Annotated in this window: 10 protein-coding genes; 4 read left to right on the top strand and 6 right to left on the bottom strand. The window is 61.1% G+C overall.

What is annotated here, in order from left to right; genetic code table 11:
• Positions 1-72: 72 nt before the first annotated feature.
• Positions 73-885, bottom strand: coding sequence for a crotonase/enoyl-CoA hydratase family protein (locus tag SLW75_RS01545; protein ID WP_410933325.1), 813 nt, complete (start codon positions 883-885; stop codon positions 73-75).
• A gap of 285 nt (positions 886-1170) precedes the next feature.
• Between SLW75_RS01545 and SLW75_RS01540 the strand changes: the two genes are divergently transcribed.
• Positions 1171-2655: an ATPase domain-containing protein gene (locus SLW75_RS01540; RefSeq protein ID WP_296308434.1), complete on the top strand. Its 1485-nt coding sequence runs from the start codon at positions 1171-1173 to the stop codon at positions 2653-2655.
• Positions 2652-4682 carry a response regulator gene (locus SLW75_RS01535; RefSeq protein WP_410933324.1) on the top strand — a complete coding sequence of 677 codons (2031 nt, stop codon included), beginning with the start codon at positions 2652-2654 and terminating at the stop codon, positions 4680-4682. The genes SLW75_RS01540 and SLW75_RS01535 overlap by 4 nt, the downstream gene beginning before the upstream one ends.
• A 68-nt stretch (positions 4683-4750) precedes the next feature.
• Here SLW75_RS01535 and SLW75_RS01530 read toward each other — a convergent pair whose 3' ends face one another.
• The 5 genes from SLW75_RS01530 to SLW75_RS01510 all read right to left on the bottom strand — a co-directional run bounded on the left by SLW75_RS01530 (position 4751) and on the right by SLW75_RS01510 (position 12146).
• Entirely contained in the window at positions 4751-5128 is a 378-nt protein-coding gene (locus SLW75_RS01530) for a response regulator (RefSeq protein ID WP_065991401.1), read from the bottom strand.
• Between the two features lie 848 nt (positions 5129-5976).
• Entirely contained in the window at positions 5977-7158 is a 1182-nt protein-coding gene (locus SLW75_RS01525; RefSeq protein WP_065991400.1) for a hybrid sensor histidine kinase/response regulator, read from the bottom strand.
• Positions 7152-7769: a chemotaxis protein CheB gene (locus SLW75_RS01520; protein ID WP_410933323.1), complete on the bottom strand. Its 618-nt coding sequence runs from the start codon at positions 7767-7769 to the stop codon at positions 7152-7154. The genes SLW75_RS01525 and SLW75_RS01520 overlap by 7 nt, the downstream gene beginning before the upstream one ends.
• Entirely contained in the window at positions 7766-8587 is an 822-nt protein-coding gene (locus SLW75_RS01515) for a CheR family methyltransferase (RefSeq protein WP_065991398.1), read from the bottom strand. The genes SLW75_RS01520 and SLW75_RS01515 overlap by 4 nt, the downstream gene beginning before the upstream one ends.
• A gap of 49 nt (positions 8588-8636) precedes the next feature.
• A complete protein-coding gene (locus SLW75_RS01510; protein WP_410933322.1) occupies positions 8637-12146 on the bottom strand; it encodes a response regulator in 3510 nt (1169 codons plus the stop codon).
• Between the two features lie 269 nt (positions 12147-12415).
• On the opposite strand from SLW75_RS01510, the gene SLW75_RS01505 reads away from it, so the two are divergent.
• The gene (locus SLW75_RS01505; protein ID WP_369318135.1) at positions 12416-12778 is read left to right on the top strand and encodes a response regulator; all 363 of its coding nucleotides are present in this window, start codon (positions 12416-12418) and stop codon (positions 12776-12778) included.
• Positions 12768-14081 carry a glycosyltransferase gene (locus tag SLW75_RS01500; RefSeq protein ID WP_410933321.1) on the top strand — a complete coding sequence of 438 codons (1314 nt, stop codon included), beginning with the start codon at positions 12768-12770 and terminating at the stop codon, positions 14079-14081. The genes SLW75_RS01505 and SLW75_RS01500 overlap by 11 nt, the downstream gene beginning before the upstream one ends.
• Positions 14082-14085 lie beyond the last annotated feature (4 nt).

Raw genomic sequence — 14085 nt, 5'->3', positions numbered from 1 at the left:
ACCGACGGGCCCGTCTGCAGCCCGGTAGGGAGACTCACAGGCAGGCGTCGGTGATGCATTCAAATAGGTCAGTCAATTGTCGAAGACCGGCTTCTGTTTGCTCATGTGAGCGACCATCGCCAGCTTCAGGTCGGCCGATTGCAACATGGCAGCGTTCCAGGTGGCAACGTATTCGAGACCGTCGTCCACGCTGTGATCGCGCATGTAGCCGATCATGCGCTTGCTGCCGCTGATGGCGATGGGTGATTTACCGGCGATGTCCCGGGCGATGGCGAACACGCCTTCGAGCAACTGCGGCAGGTCAGTGAATGTGCGATTGACCAGGCCAATGCGCAGGGCTTCTTCGGCGCCGACGTTACGGCCGGTGTAGGCCATTTCGCGCATCATGCCGTCGCCGATCAAGCGCGGCAGTCGCTGCAGGGTGCCGACGTCCGCCGCCATGCCCATGTCGATTTCGCGAATGGAAAACAGCGCATCGTCCGCGGCATAACGCATGTCACAGGCGCTGATCAGATCGATGGCGCCGCCGATGCAATAGCCCTGAATGGCGGCGAGCACCGGCTTGCTGCATCGATCAACCACGCTGAAGGATTCCTGCATCTGCAGGATCTTGCGCCGCAGCAGGCGGGCGTTGCGGCCCACGTCCTTGCCCAGCTCGCTGGCCACCGAGGCGAGCAGCGTCAGGTCGATGCCGGAAGAAAAGTGTTTGCCGGCGCCACTGAGCACCACCACGCGGACGTCGTCGGTGTCCTCGACCCAACGGAAAATCTCGATGATTTCCTGCCAGAACGCAGCGTTCATCGCGTTGATTTTCTCCGGACGATTGATTTGCATGTGGGCAATGTGGTCGACCAGTTCGACCTTGAACGCACTGTAGTCAGACACGGCTTCAGATCCTTTTATGGGCCATATGGGGGTTTATTCCTCGACGCCGAATCATAGCAAGTCAATCTGTGCGCCCGCAGGCCACGGTTGCGCCATTTGCAGGACCGCGAATCTGCTGCCCCCCGTCTCGCAAACCCGTCGGTCGGCCCGCAATAAACTGAACGCTCCCAGCCGGTAACGGTCCAGAGTGATGGCGGCATGTAATCGGGGTTCCCGGCCATGTCTGCCTGGGTAGCCGGCCTGTTTCGGCGCCCGACCTTTTCTCAGGTCGCAAGAGGGCGATTCTTGACTACATCAAAAGCGGCAACCGGTATCGTGGGCCTGGATGACATCCTTGCGGGTGGCCTTTCGCGCAGCCACGTTTTTCTCCTGGAAGGAGAGCCCGGCACCGGCAAGACCACCGTCGCGCTGCAGTTTCTGCTGGCAGGCTCGGCGGCGGGCGAACGTGGTCTGTACATCACGCTGTCTGAAACCGAACGCGAATTGCGCGATGGCGCACGCTCCCATGGTTGGGAGCTGGACGAGAACATCTCGGTATTCGAGCTCACCCCCCCTGAAGATTTGTTGAATGCGGCCCATCAGCAGAGCTTGCTGTACTCCTCTGACCTTGAGCTGGGCGAGGCCACCAAGCAGATTTTCGAAATTGTCGAGCAGGTCAAACCTTCGCGGGTGATCATCGACAGCCTCTCGGAAATCCGCCTGCTGGCGCAGAGTTCACTGCGCTATCGCCGGCAGATCCTGGCGATCAAGCATTACTTCGCGCGCTACGACACCACCGTCGTACTGCTCGACGACCTCACCACTGAATCCCTGGACAAAACCGTGCACAGCGTGGCCCACGGCGTGATCCGACTCGAAGGTCAGACGCCTACCTACGGCGCCGAACGCCGACGCCTTCGGGTGGTGAAGTACCGCGGCCAGAAGTACCGCGGCGGCTATCACGACTTCAACATCATGGACGACGGCATTCAGGTGTTCCCGCGTCTGGTAGCGGCCGAGCACCGGGCTGGCTACGTCAGCCGCCAGCTGAGCAGCGGCATCAAGGAAGTCGACGCCCTGCTCGGTGGGGGTCTGGACAGCGGTTCGAGCACGGTGATCCTGGGGCCTGCGGGCACCGGCAAATCGCTGATCGCGTTGAAATTCGCCGCCGCGGCGGTGGAGCGCGGCGAGAAGGCCGCGCTGTTTATCTTCGATGAAGAACTTGGCCTGCTGTACACCCGGATGAGCAAACTCGGCATTGATCTTCACGCACTTGAAGAGACCGGCAACCTGCTCATCGAGCAAGTCGACGCCGCTGAATTGTCGCCGGGCGAATTTGCCCACCGCGTTCGCCGCTGCGTCGACGAAATGGGCATCCAGACCGTGGTGATCGACAGCCTCAACGGCTACCAGGCCGCGATGCCTGAGGAGAACGCGCTGGTCCTGCACGTCCATGAGTTGCTGCTCTACCTCAACCGTCACGGCGCCTCGACGTTCATGACCGTCGCCCAGCACGGCCTGGTCGGCGACATGCAGACGCCAGTGGACATTACCTATCTCGCCGATTCGGTGATCCTGCTGCGTTATTTCGAAGCACTGGGTCAGGTCCGTCGGGCCATTTCCGTCATCAAAAAACGCACAGGCACCCATGAGTCAACCATTCGTGAATACCGCATCAGTGCGTCCGGCATGACCATCGGCGAACCGCTGGAAGCCTTTCAGGGCGTGTTGAGGGGTATCCCGCAATACCTCGGTGATCGCAGCCCGCTGCTGCAGGACACCGACGCGTGAGCACTCCGGGACAGTTATCGGAGCGGGCCATTATCCTGGCCCCTCTCGGACGCGACAGCCAGATCGCGCTGACCATGCTGCAGGAAGCCGGCTATCCGGCGATCATCACCCACGACCTGACGCAGCTGTGCAGTGAGCTGATGTCCGGTGCCGGCCTGGCGATCATCGCCGATGAGGCGTTGCGCAGCGCGGACATCAACCCGCTGCTCAGCCTGCTGGCCAATCAACCGGCCTGGTCGGACTTCCCCATCGTGTTGCTGACCCACCACGGCGGCCCGAAACAGAACCCCTCGGCGCACCTGGGCAAGATGCTCGGCAACGTCACGTTCCTGGAGCGGCCGTTCCACCCTGCCACGCTGATCAGCCTGGTGAGCACCGCCGTCCGCGGGCGTCGACGACAATATGAAGCCCGCAGCCGCCTGGAAGAATTGCTGGAAAGCGAGCAGCGCCTGCAACATGCGTTGAAAGCCGGGCGACTGGGTTCCTGGCAGCTCGACACTGAATTCCTCGCGCTGGAATGCTCGGACATCACCAAAGCGCACTTTGGCTGGGACGAGCGCGACACGCTCTCCTATGAAGACTGGCTAAGCGCGGTGCACCCCGAAGACCAGCCGCGCATGCAGTCGGTGCTTCAGCACACCCTGGACACCGGGGCCGATTTCATCATCGAGTTCCGCAACGTCTGGCCGGACGGCTCGGTCCACTGGATGGACATCAGGGCTCGGGCGATCCGCGCGCGCAATGGTCGCGTCAGCCTGCTCTCCGGCGTCACCTCGGACATCACCGAACGCAAGCTGGCCGAGCAGCAGCTACGCCGGCTCAACGAAACCCTCGAGCAGCAAGTCGAGGAACGCACTTCACAGCTGCGCCACAACGAAGAAGTCCTGCGTCAGTCGCAGAAAATGGAAGCAGTGGGCCAGCTCACCGGCGGTATCGCCCACGACTTCAACAACATGCTCACCGGCATCATCGGCAGCCTCGAACTGCTCAGGCGCCGTCTGGCACGGGGGCGCACCGACGACCTTGATGGCCTGATTGACCTGGGTGTGACCTCGGCCAATCGCGCCGCCGCCCTGACCCACCGCTTGCTGGCGTTCTCGCGCCGTCAGTCGCTGGACCCCAAGCCGGTCCTGATGAATGACCTGGTCAACTCCATGGGTGAACTGCTGAATCGCAGCGTCAACGAGAGCATCCGCCTGGACATGTGCCTGGACCCGGAACTGTGGACCGCCGAGGCCGACCCGAACCAGCTTGAAAGCGCCCTGCTCAACCTGGTGCTCAACGCCCGCGACGCCATGCCCGAGGGCGGCATGCTGATGATCGAGACCTTCAACCGCCGCCTCGACCGCGACTTCACCAACGCTTACGAGAACCTGCTGCCAGGTGACTACGTGGTGCTCAGTGTGCGCGACACGGGCTGCGGGATGCCGGAGAACGTCATCAGCCGGGCCTTCGATCCGTTTTTCACCACCAAGCCGATCGGCCAGGGCACCGGCCTCGGCCTGTCAATGATCTACGGCTTCAGCAAGCAATCTCACGGCCACGTCGCGATCGAGAGCCAGGTCGGCGACGGCACCACGGTGCAGCTGTTCCTGCCGCGTTATCAGGGCGCGGCGCAGCAGGAGGGCCCCGCCCTGCCCAACGACACACCGCAGGCCCGTGAGGGCGAGACCATTCTGCTGGTTGAGGACGATCCGGCCGTGCGCGCGCTGGTCAGCCAGGTGCTGAGCGAACTGGGTTATGCGTACGTCGAAGCCGGTGATGCGGTCGGCGCGATTCCGATTCTGGAATCGAGCCAGCGCATTGACCTGATGATCAGCGACGTCGGCCTGCCGGGCATGAATGGGCGGCAGTTGGCGGACATTGGCCGGCAGCTGCGCGCGGACCTGAAAGTACTGTTCATCACCGGTTATGCGGAAAACGCCAGTGCCCGCTCGGGGTTCCTGGAAGAAGGCATGCAGATGATCACCAAGCCTTTTGCCTTTGACCAACTGACGGCCAAGGTACGGGAAATGATCGAGGGCTGACGCGAGAGGGGTTGACACAAAAGCCGGCGATTGCCGGCTTTGTTGTTTGTATCTAAGGGGCAGCAGAATCAGTTGAGCAGGGTCTGGATCTTCGAGTGCAGCGTTTCCATGGTGAACGGTTTGGCGAGGATGGGCGCTTTTTTGGTGATCGGGCTGCCGCAATCAACGATCTCAGCCGGGTAGCCGCTGATGAAGATGACCTTGAGTTCCGGTCGCAGCTTGACGGCGGGCTCGGCGATCATGACGCCGGACACGCCGCCGGGCAGGCGGTAATCGGTGATCATCAAATCGAGGTGGGGTTTGGTGGCAAGAATTTCGAACGCCTGCTCCCCGTTCTCCGCCTGCAACACCCGATAGCCTTCGCCCGAAAGGTAGTCGGAGAGCAGCATCAGAATGAGCGGCTCGTCTTCGACGATGAGTACGACATTTTCTGCATCAGAGCTCATTTGAACGCCTTTGATCTTATAGATAGCTGCCATTACGACCATGGCCCGCGCTGGAGGTTGCGCAGGGTGTTCAGTTATTTGATTGAAGGCCAGATGGGTCGGCCTAACGGCCTCCTGTTTCGCCTTCGGCGAGTTACTTGGAAAAGCACCCCAAGTAACCAAGGGTGCTTGCTCTCGGTTGGGCCCGACTGCGTCGGGTTCCTTCACTCCGACGACGCTCCGTGGGCCCGCGCCGAACGGACATCCATGTCCTGACGGCGCTCTCGCGGCATCCATGCCGCTCGACCCACTGCGCGTCGTCTGCGTTCAGCCTGCACCCAAGTCGCGATTGTCGTCGTCTGAGATATTTGTGTATGAAGATCCAGAGCACAGCAACAGCAACAGCATTCGCGAGCAAGCTCGCTCCCACAGGTAGGGGGTGCTATCAGCAAAATTGTTGGCGCTTGGGCTGGCTTTTTTCCGGCTGAAGCCGGTCCCACTAAACAGCAGCGCGTTCAGTCAGTGGGACTGGCTCCGACTGTAGGACCGGCTTTAGCCGGGAAGCTTTTGCTGTTGATCTTCTACGCGATAGACCAGACACCGCAGAACGCGACTTGGGTGCAGGCTGAACGCAGGTCTTGCGGAGTGGGCCGAGCCGCATGGATGCGGCGAGAGCTGCCCCCCGCCATGGATGGCGGATGGCAGCGGGCCCACGGAGCGGGACCGGAGTGAAGGAACCCTGACGAAGGAAGGGCCCAACCAGAAGCAGGCACCCTTGGTTACTTGGGGTGCTTTTACAAGTAACTCGCCGAAGGCGAAACAGTCTGCCCCCAGGCAGACGCTTGTGATCTTGATCTTAGATATCTTGATCAGAGCGGCAATGAAACCCGAAACATCGACCCCGCCCCTTCCTCGCTCTCGACACTGATCCGCCCGCCATGGGCGCCCACTATCTGGTCGGAAATAAACAACCCAAGGCCAAGCCCCGCCACCGCATGACTGGCCGCGACCCGCTCGAACTGCTGAAAAATACGCTTCTGATTTTCCGGACTGATCCCGATCCCGTGATCGCGCACCTCCACCCGCGCCTCACCGGCCTCGCTGTAAACGCGCAACTCAATCGGCTTATGCGCGCCGTAGCGCAACGCATTGGTCAACAGATTCGCCACCACCTGCTCGATGCGAAACTCATCCCACACCCCAATCACCGGCGTCGTCGCATGCAGCGTCACCGCGCTGCCGGCGGCGGCGATCTGCGCGGAATAACTCTCCACCAGATTGACCACCAACTCCGACAAATCAAAAGGACTGGTCCGAATCGACAGCTTGCCCGTACGAATCCGCGACACATCGAGCATGTCCTCGATCAAGCGAATCAGGCTCTGGATCTGCCGCTCATCACGATCCACCATGGCCCGCAGTTTCTCCATGGTGAACGCCGACGCATTGTCCTTGGCCAAGTGCAGCTTGCGCAGCTGGGTCTCCAGAATCAGCCCGTTGAGCGGCGTGCGCACCTCGTGGGAGACGATCGACATAAAGTCATCACGCATGCGAATCGCACGTTCCAGCTCGCTCTGCGTCGACTTCAGCTCGCGCATCAGGGCTTCCTGTTCCTGACGGCTGTGCTCAAGCTCTTCGAGCTGCTGCTTCAGGGCCTTGCGCTGGCGATACAGGTCGACGAACACATTGACCTTGCTCTTCACCGCGTGAATATCGAGGGGCTTGTGCAGGAAATCCACGGCACCGCTTTCATAGCCCTTGAACGCGTAATTCAGCTCGCGCCCGGCGGCACTGACGAAGACGATGGGGATGTTCTTGGTCTTCTCCGTGCCGCGCATCAGCTCGGCGAGTTCGAAGCCGTTCATCCCTGGCATCTGCACGTCGAGAATCGCCATCGCAAACTCGTGTTCGAGCAGCAACGACAACGCCTCGTCCGCAGACAACGCCTTGAACACCTGACGATCCTCGCGCTTGATCAGCGCTTCGAGGGCGAGCAGGTTTTCCGGCAGATCGTCGACGATCAGCAGTTTGGCTTTGATTTCACTCAGCATGCAATTCGTTCCAGCTCGACAAGCAGGGACCCAATGTCGGGCAAAGGCAATAGAAAATCCGGCGTATGAAGGGCAAGCGCCGCCTCGGGCATGGTTCGCACGAGCGCTTGTGCCGGGTCCTGGACCACGGTGAGGCCACCGTACTCTTTGATTTTTGCGGTACCGCGCGCGCCGTCGCTGCTGGCGCCGGTCAGCAGCACCCCTGCCAGCCGCTTACCGTACGCGTCAGCAGCCGATTCGAACAGTACGTCGATGCTCGGGCGCGAATGATGTACCCGTTCTTCCTGACTCAATGACAGACTGAAATCATTCTCCACCGACAGGTGATACCCGGGCGCGGCGAAGTAAAGCGTGCCCGGCGCGATGGTTTCCTTGTCGTCGGCCTCCTTGACCGGCATGGCCACGCTCATGGCGAAGACCTCGGCCAGGTGGCTGCGGCGCTGGTCCGGCACGTGGAGCACCGCAACGATCGGCAACCGGTAGCCCTTGGGCAGCATGCGGAAAATCTTCAACAGCGCTTCGACACCGCCGGCCGATGCGCCGACCACAATCGCGTCCACCGCCGGCAGCGCGGGCTGGTCGGGGGACGGGCAAGGAAACGACGTTCTCATGATTTGCGGTAGATCCGCTCGAGTTTGACCAGAGGGTCGAACTGGTTTTTGTACCCGGAGAAATCCAGGGTTTCCTTGCTGCCCAGCACGAGGAATCCGCGGTGGCACAGGGACTCGTGAAACAGCCCGAAGGCGCGGTCCTGCAGCTTCTTGTTGAAGTAGATCAGCACATTGCGGCAGGAGATCAACTGTGTTTCGGAGAACACGCTGTCTGTCGCCAGGCTGTGATCGGCGAAGGTGACGTTCTCCCGCAGGGTCTTGTCGAAGATCGCGTAATCGTAGGCGGCCGTGTAGTACTCCGAAAACAGCCGCTTGCCGCCGGCCTTGATGTAGTTCTCGTTGTAGGCGCGCATGTTTTCCATGGAGAAGATGCCTTGCTTGGCCTTCTCCAGCGAATTGGGATTGATGTCGGTGGCGTAGATGATGGTGCGATCGAGCAGACCTTCCTCGCGCAGCAGGATCGCCATCGAGTAAACCTCCTCCCCGGTGCTGCACCCGGCAATCCAGACTTTGACCGACGGGTAGGTCTTGAGCAGCGGCACGACTTCTTCGCGGATCGCCAGGAAGTGCGTCGGATCGCGGAACATCTCGCTGACCGGGATCGTCAGGAATTGCAGCAGCTGCATGAACGCAGAAGGGTCATGCAGCACCCGCTCCTGCAACGCGGAAATGGTCTTCAGTTCAAATTGACGCAACGCGTGGGCCACACGTCGTTTCACCGACGCACCCGAGTAATCGCGGAAATCGTAGCTGTACTTCAAGTAAATCGCTTCAATGAGCAAGCGTAACTCGATATCGGCGTCTCGTTCTTGGTGCATCGGCAACACTCTGGATCGGGCAAAAAGGCGGTCAATTGATCCGGTTCATTCAGATACGTTCCATCTTGGGCAACCACACGCGAATCAGCGAGAACAGCCGGTCCAGGTCAATCGGTTTCGCCAGGTAGTCGTTGGAACCGGCCTGCAGGCAGCGATCCTGATCGTCTTTCATCGCTTTGGCGGTGACGGCAATGATCGGCAGCTTGCGCCAGCGCGGGTTCTTGCGAATCTCGATGGTGGCTTCGTAGCCGTCCATCTCCGGCATCATCACGTCCATCAGCACCAGATCGATGTCCTCGACGGTATTGAGCTTCTCGATCGCCTCCAGCCCATTGCGCCCCACCTCGACGATGGCGCCTTTGTGCTCCAGCGCGCTGGTCAGGGCGAAGATGTTGCGTACGTCGTCGTCGACCACGAGGATCTTGCGCCCTTCGAACACACGGTCGCGACTGCGCGCGGTCTTCAGCATCTTCTGGCGCTCGTTCGACATCTGCGACTCGACCTTGTGCAGGAACAGCGTCACCTCGTCAAGCAACCGCTCCGGCGAGCGCGCGCCTTTGATGATGATGGTGCGCGAGTACTTCAGCAGCTCGGCTTCTTCGTCACGGGTCAGGTTGCGGCCGGTGTAGACGATGACCGGCGGGAACGCGCAGATCTCGTCGATGGACATGCGCTTGAGCAACTCGTTGCCGAGCATGTCCGGCAGCTTCAGGTCGATGATCATGCAGTCGTAGGCGTTGTCGCGCAGCAGATCAAGGGCGTCCTGAGCGAAGCCGACTGCCGTGATCTCGATGTCATCGTCGCCGATCAGGCGCGCGATGCTGTCACGCTGCAAGGCATCGTCTTCGACCAGCAGGATGCGTTTGACCTTCTGGGTGAGCTTGGCTTCGAGGCGGGCGAAGACATCCTTGAGCTCTTCGCGGGTGGTCGGTTTGACCGCGTAGCCGATGGCGCCCATTTGCAGCGCCGCTTCCTGACGGTCTTCGACGGAAATGACGTGCACCGGGATGTGGCGGGTGCTTGGCAGCTCTTTCAGACGTTGCAGGACCGTCAGACCGGAATGGTCCGGCAGGCGCATGTCCAGCAGCACAGCGTCCGGAATAAACGAAGAGGCCAGGTCGAAGCCTTCGTCGGCGGCATGGGCCACCAGGCAGTTGTAGCCCAGTTCATGGGCCAGATCGTAGAGGATGTGGGCAAAGCGCACTTCGTCTTCGATGACCAGGATGCAGCGATTGCTGAACGGCGCCTTCTCGCGGTCATCAGCGAAGCGCGGAATGGGTGTTGCCGCCGCCGCAGGCTTGGCAGCGACAGGCGCAGGCGGCGTGATGCGGGCTGGAACCGGCGCAGGCTGCACAGCCGCTGCTGGCCCCTCGACGTACTGTGAAGGCTCGACTTCGACGTACTCTTCCGGCATGACCAGGGTGAAAATACTGCCCTGCCCCGGCGCGCTGGTCACGCTGATCGAACCGCCCAGCAGGCGGGCCAGATCGCGGGAAATCGACAGCCCCAGGCCCGTGCCGCCGTAACGGCGATTGGTGGTGCCGTCGGCCTGACGGAACGCTTCGAAGATGCTCTCCTGCTGCTCCTCGGCGATGCCGATCCCGGAGTCGCGAACGGTGAAGGCCACGCCCTCTCCCGGCTGACGGGACACGGTCAGGCTGACGGTGCCGCTTTCGGTGAACTTGACGGCGTTGGACAGCAGGTTCTTGAGGATCTGCTCCAGGCGCTGGCGATCGGTGTACAGCGAGACCGGCGTGCCTGACTGGATCTCCACCGAGAACTCCAGCTTCTTCTCGGCCGCCAACGGTTCGAAGGTCATGCGCAGGCCTTCAACCAAGCGGCTGACGCTGCTGTTTTCCGGTCGCATGTCGAGCTTGCCGGCCTCGACTTTGGAGATGTCCAGGATGTCATTGATCAGGTTGAGCAAGTCATTGCCGGCGGAGTAGATCGATTCGGCAAACTTGACCTGCTCGGCGGTGAGGTTGTCCTGCGGGTTTTCCGCCAGCAGCTTGGCCAGAATCAACGAGCTGTTCAGCGGCGTGCGCAGCTCGTGGGACATGTTGGCCAGGAACTCGGATTTGTACTTGCTTGAGCGCTGCAACTCGTCGGCGCGGGCTTCCAGTTCAATCTGTGCGATGTGCAGTTCTTCATTATTGCGGTCCAGCGCATCACGCTGATCGCCCAGCGCCTTGCTCTGCTCGGCCAACTGTTCGTTGGTCTGCTCAAGCTCCGCCTGCTGGATTTCCAGGTGCGCCTGGGACTCCTTGAGAATCCGCGACTGTTCTTCCAGCTCTTCATTGGCGGTGCGCAGTTCTTCCTGCTGCACTTGAAGCTCTTCGTTGAGCTGCTGGGTTTCGGCGAGCACTTCCTGCAAACGTTGACGGTAGCGGGCTGCCTCGATAGAGGTGCCCACGTTCTCGGCCACCAGCTCAAGGAACTCCAGGTCACGGGGCGTCAGCTCGCGAAGAAAGCCCAGCTCGATCACGCCGTTGACGTGGTCATCGTTGCTGGTCGGCACCACCACGACGCTGCGCGGTGAGCCTTCACCCAGGCCGGAGGTGACTTTGAAATAGTCCTGAGGGACGTTGTCCAGGGTGATGATCTGATCCTGCTCGGCCGCCTTTCCGACCACGCCTTCACCGCTGTAGATCGACTGCTCGTGCTGTTCCTGCTCGCGGGAGAAACCATAGGACGCCACGCGCACCAGACCGCCATGCTCCTGGCGTACGTACACCGCCGCCACGACCGCACCCAGGTACTGGGCGAAGAAATGCAGCACGTTGCGGCCCAGCAGATTGAGGGTGAGCTGGCCGATCACCTGCTCGGCCAGTTCGCTCTGACCGTTGCGCAGCCAGGCGACATGGGACAATCGATCAGCGTCCAGCTGTTGCGCCCGCAGGTTGGCGGCGTAGGTGTTGGACAGCGTGGTCATGTCACGGCGACCGACCCAGGCGAGAATCCCGCTGACGATCAGAATGAACGTGACGTACAGCGAGACCGACATCACGGTGGTGTGGGTCACGTCGGTGTTGCGTGTCAGACGCAGCTGGTGCTCGACGTTGGCCGCCTGCTCGTATTGATCACGCATCTCGTCGGCCAGGCGCTTGCCGCGACGGTCCTTGATCGGCGTCTGATAGTCGCCACCGGCGCGGCGCAGATTAATCATCTCCTGGGCGAAGTCGTTCCAGGATGATTGCAGCGCGGCCAGTCGCTTGAAGCGGTCGACCTGATCCGGGTTATCGGCGACCAGTTCTTCAAGGCCCTGGAGCTCGCTCATGATGGCCGGCTTGGCCACTTCGTAGGGGTCGAGGAAACGCTCATCGCCGGTCAGCAGAAAGCCGCGCATGCCGGTTTCCATGTCCACCGAGAGCTTGAGCGAGCGATTGAGGTTGTTGATGACCCGGTCGGTGTGTTCGACCCACTGAATGGCCGACAACAGATAAGAGATGAGAATGACGAAGAAGGCCGCACTCAGCACGCCGACGGCCAAAGGTAAACTGACGTTGCGGCTTAACAGTTTGCGGAAACGTTGCTCATCGACTGCAGAGTTGGTGATCATCGCGAGGGCTCAGGCGGATTCGTCTAAACGACGGAGTTTGCCGCAAACCTCGGCAAAAACTCCAGCGTACGACGTAGAAGATTGAATTTTCTGACATTAGATCGGGAACAATCAGGCCGGCACTGTACATTTGAGTGCAGCCAAAAAGCCATTACACTCAATTGAATCGTGTTGTTGCGGCTCAGAACTTGGCACAATTGCGCCCCCAGCGAAACGCTGTAAGCCCCGATGCCGTGCGATGCGCTCCCTGCCCAATTAAGGAAATTGCCATGTCCGATTCACCCCGCACGATTCTGGTGGTCGAAGATGACAACATCGTCAGGATGTTGATTGTCGACGTCCTCGAGGAGCTTGAGTACACCGTGCTGGAAGCAGCAGATGCCGCCGAGGCCCTTGCGGTCTTGCACAACGCTGGCCAGACCATCGACTTGATGATGACCGACCTGGGCCTGCCGGACATGAACGGCAAGGACCTCGCCGTCAAGGCACGTGAGGCCCGCCCGGATATCCCGGTGCTGTTCGCCAGCGGCTACGCGGATTCCGTTGATGTGCCTGAGGGCATGCACAATATCGGCAAGCCGTTTTCCATCGACCAGCTGCGTGACAAGGTAAAGGGCATCCTTGGCGACTGAGCAACTGGCGCAGCGATCCCCGATCCATGTGCTGATCATTGGCTACGTCTGGCCCGAGCCGCGATCGTCTGCGGCCAGCGGGCATGTCATGCAACTCATCGACTGTTTTCTCGAACAGGGCTGGCAGATCACCTTCGCCAGCGCCGCCACTGAAGGCGAGCACAAGGCCGACCTGGCCGCGCTGGGCATCACGGAAGTCGCCATCGCCCTCAACCACAGCAGCTTTGACGCCTTCATCCATGAGCTGCAGCCCGACGTGGTGTTGTTCGACCAGTTTCTGATGGAGGAGCAGTTCGGCTGGCGGGTGGAGAAGCACTGCCCGAACGCCCTTCGCTTGCTTGAGAGCTCCGACTTGCAGAGCCTGCGCCATGCCCGTCATCAGGCGGTCAAGGAACGCCTCGACGGCAAGCCCGACGCTGACCTGACTGACTATTTCCAGACACCCCGGGATCAGTTGTTCACCCGGATGGCGACCACTGACCTGGCCCAGCGCGAGATCGCCGCGATCCACCGCAGTGACCTGAGCCTAATGGTGTCCGACGTCGAAATCGGGCTGCTGACCCAGGCATTTTCGGTGCCCGCGGCTCAGCTCCATTGGGTCCCGCTGCTGGTAAGAGAGCCGCGCGAGGCGCCCCTTGGCCCACGAAGCTTTGAAGACCGGGCGCATTTCATCACCATCGGCAATTTCCGCCACGCCCCGAACTGGGATGCCGTGCTATGGCTGAAAAACACCGTCTGGCCGCTGATTCGCGCGCAACTGCCCACTGCTCAGGTTCATGTGTATGGCGCCTACACGCCGCCAAAGGCTGCGGCATTGCATAACGCCGCCCAGGGGTTTCACATCATGAACTGGGCCGAAGACGCGCTGGAAGTGATGGGCGCTGCGCGGGTGTCCCTGGCGCCGTTGCGATTCGGCGCGGGAATCAAGGGCAAGATCATCGATGCCATGGTCTGCGGCACGCCCACCGTGACGACGCCCATCGGCGCCGAGGCCATGCACGGCGAGCTGGCATTTCCTGGCGCCGTCGCCTGTGATGCGCAAGGGCTGGCAGACGCGGCGGTCAGTCTTTACAGCGATCAGGCGCGCTGGGAACAGGCACAACAGGACGGCTGGCAATTGCTGCCGGCGCGCTTTGGCCATGACCGCCATTGCGCCGTGCTGATCGACCGTATCCTGGCGCTGAGGGACACGCTGCAGGCCCATCGCGCGGCCCACTTCACCGGCGCCATGCTTCGCCATCATCAGCACAAGAGCACGCAGTACATGTCCCAATGGATCGAAGCCAAGAACAAGAACGCCTGAAGCG

This window comes from Pseudomonas sp. W5-01, assembly GCF_046540435.1.
Taxonomy (GTDB): Bacteria; Pseudomonadota; Gammaproteobacteria; order Pseudomonadales; family Pseudomonadaceae; genus Aquipseudomonas; species Aquipseudomonas graminis_B.
The sequence above is the reverse complement of the archived record's forward strand: the minus strand, read 5'-3'. Positions and strand labels throughout refer to the sequence as shown.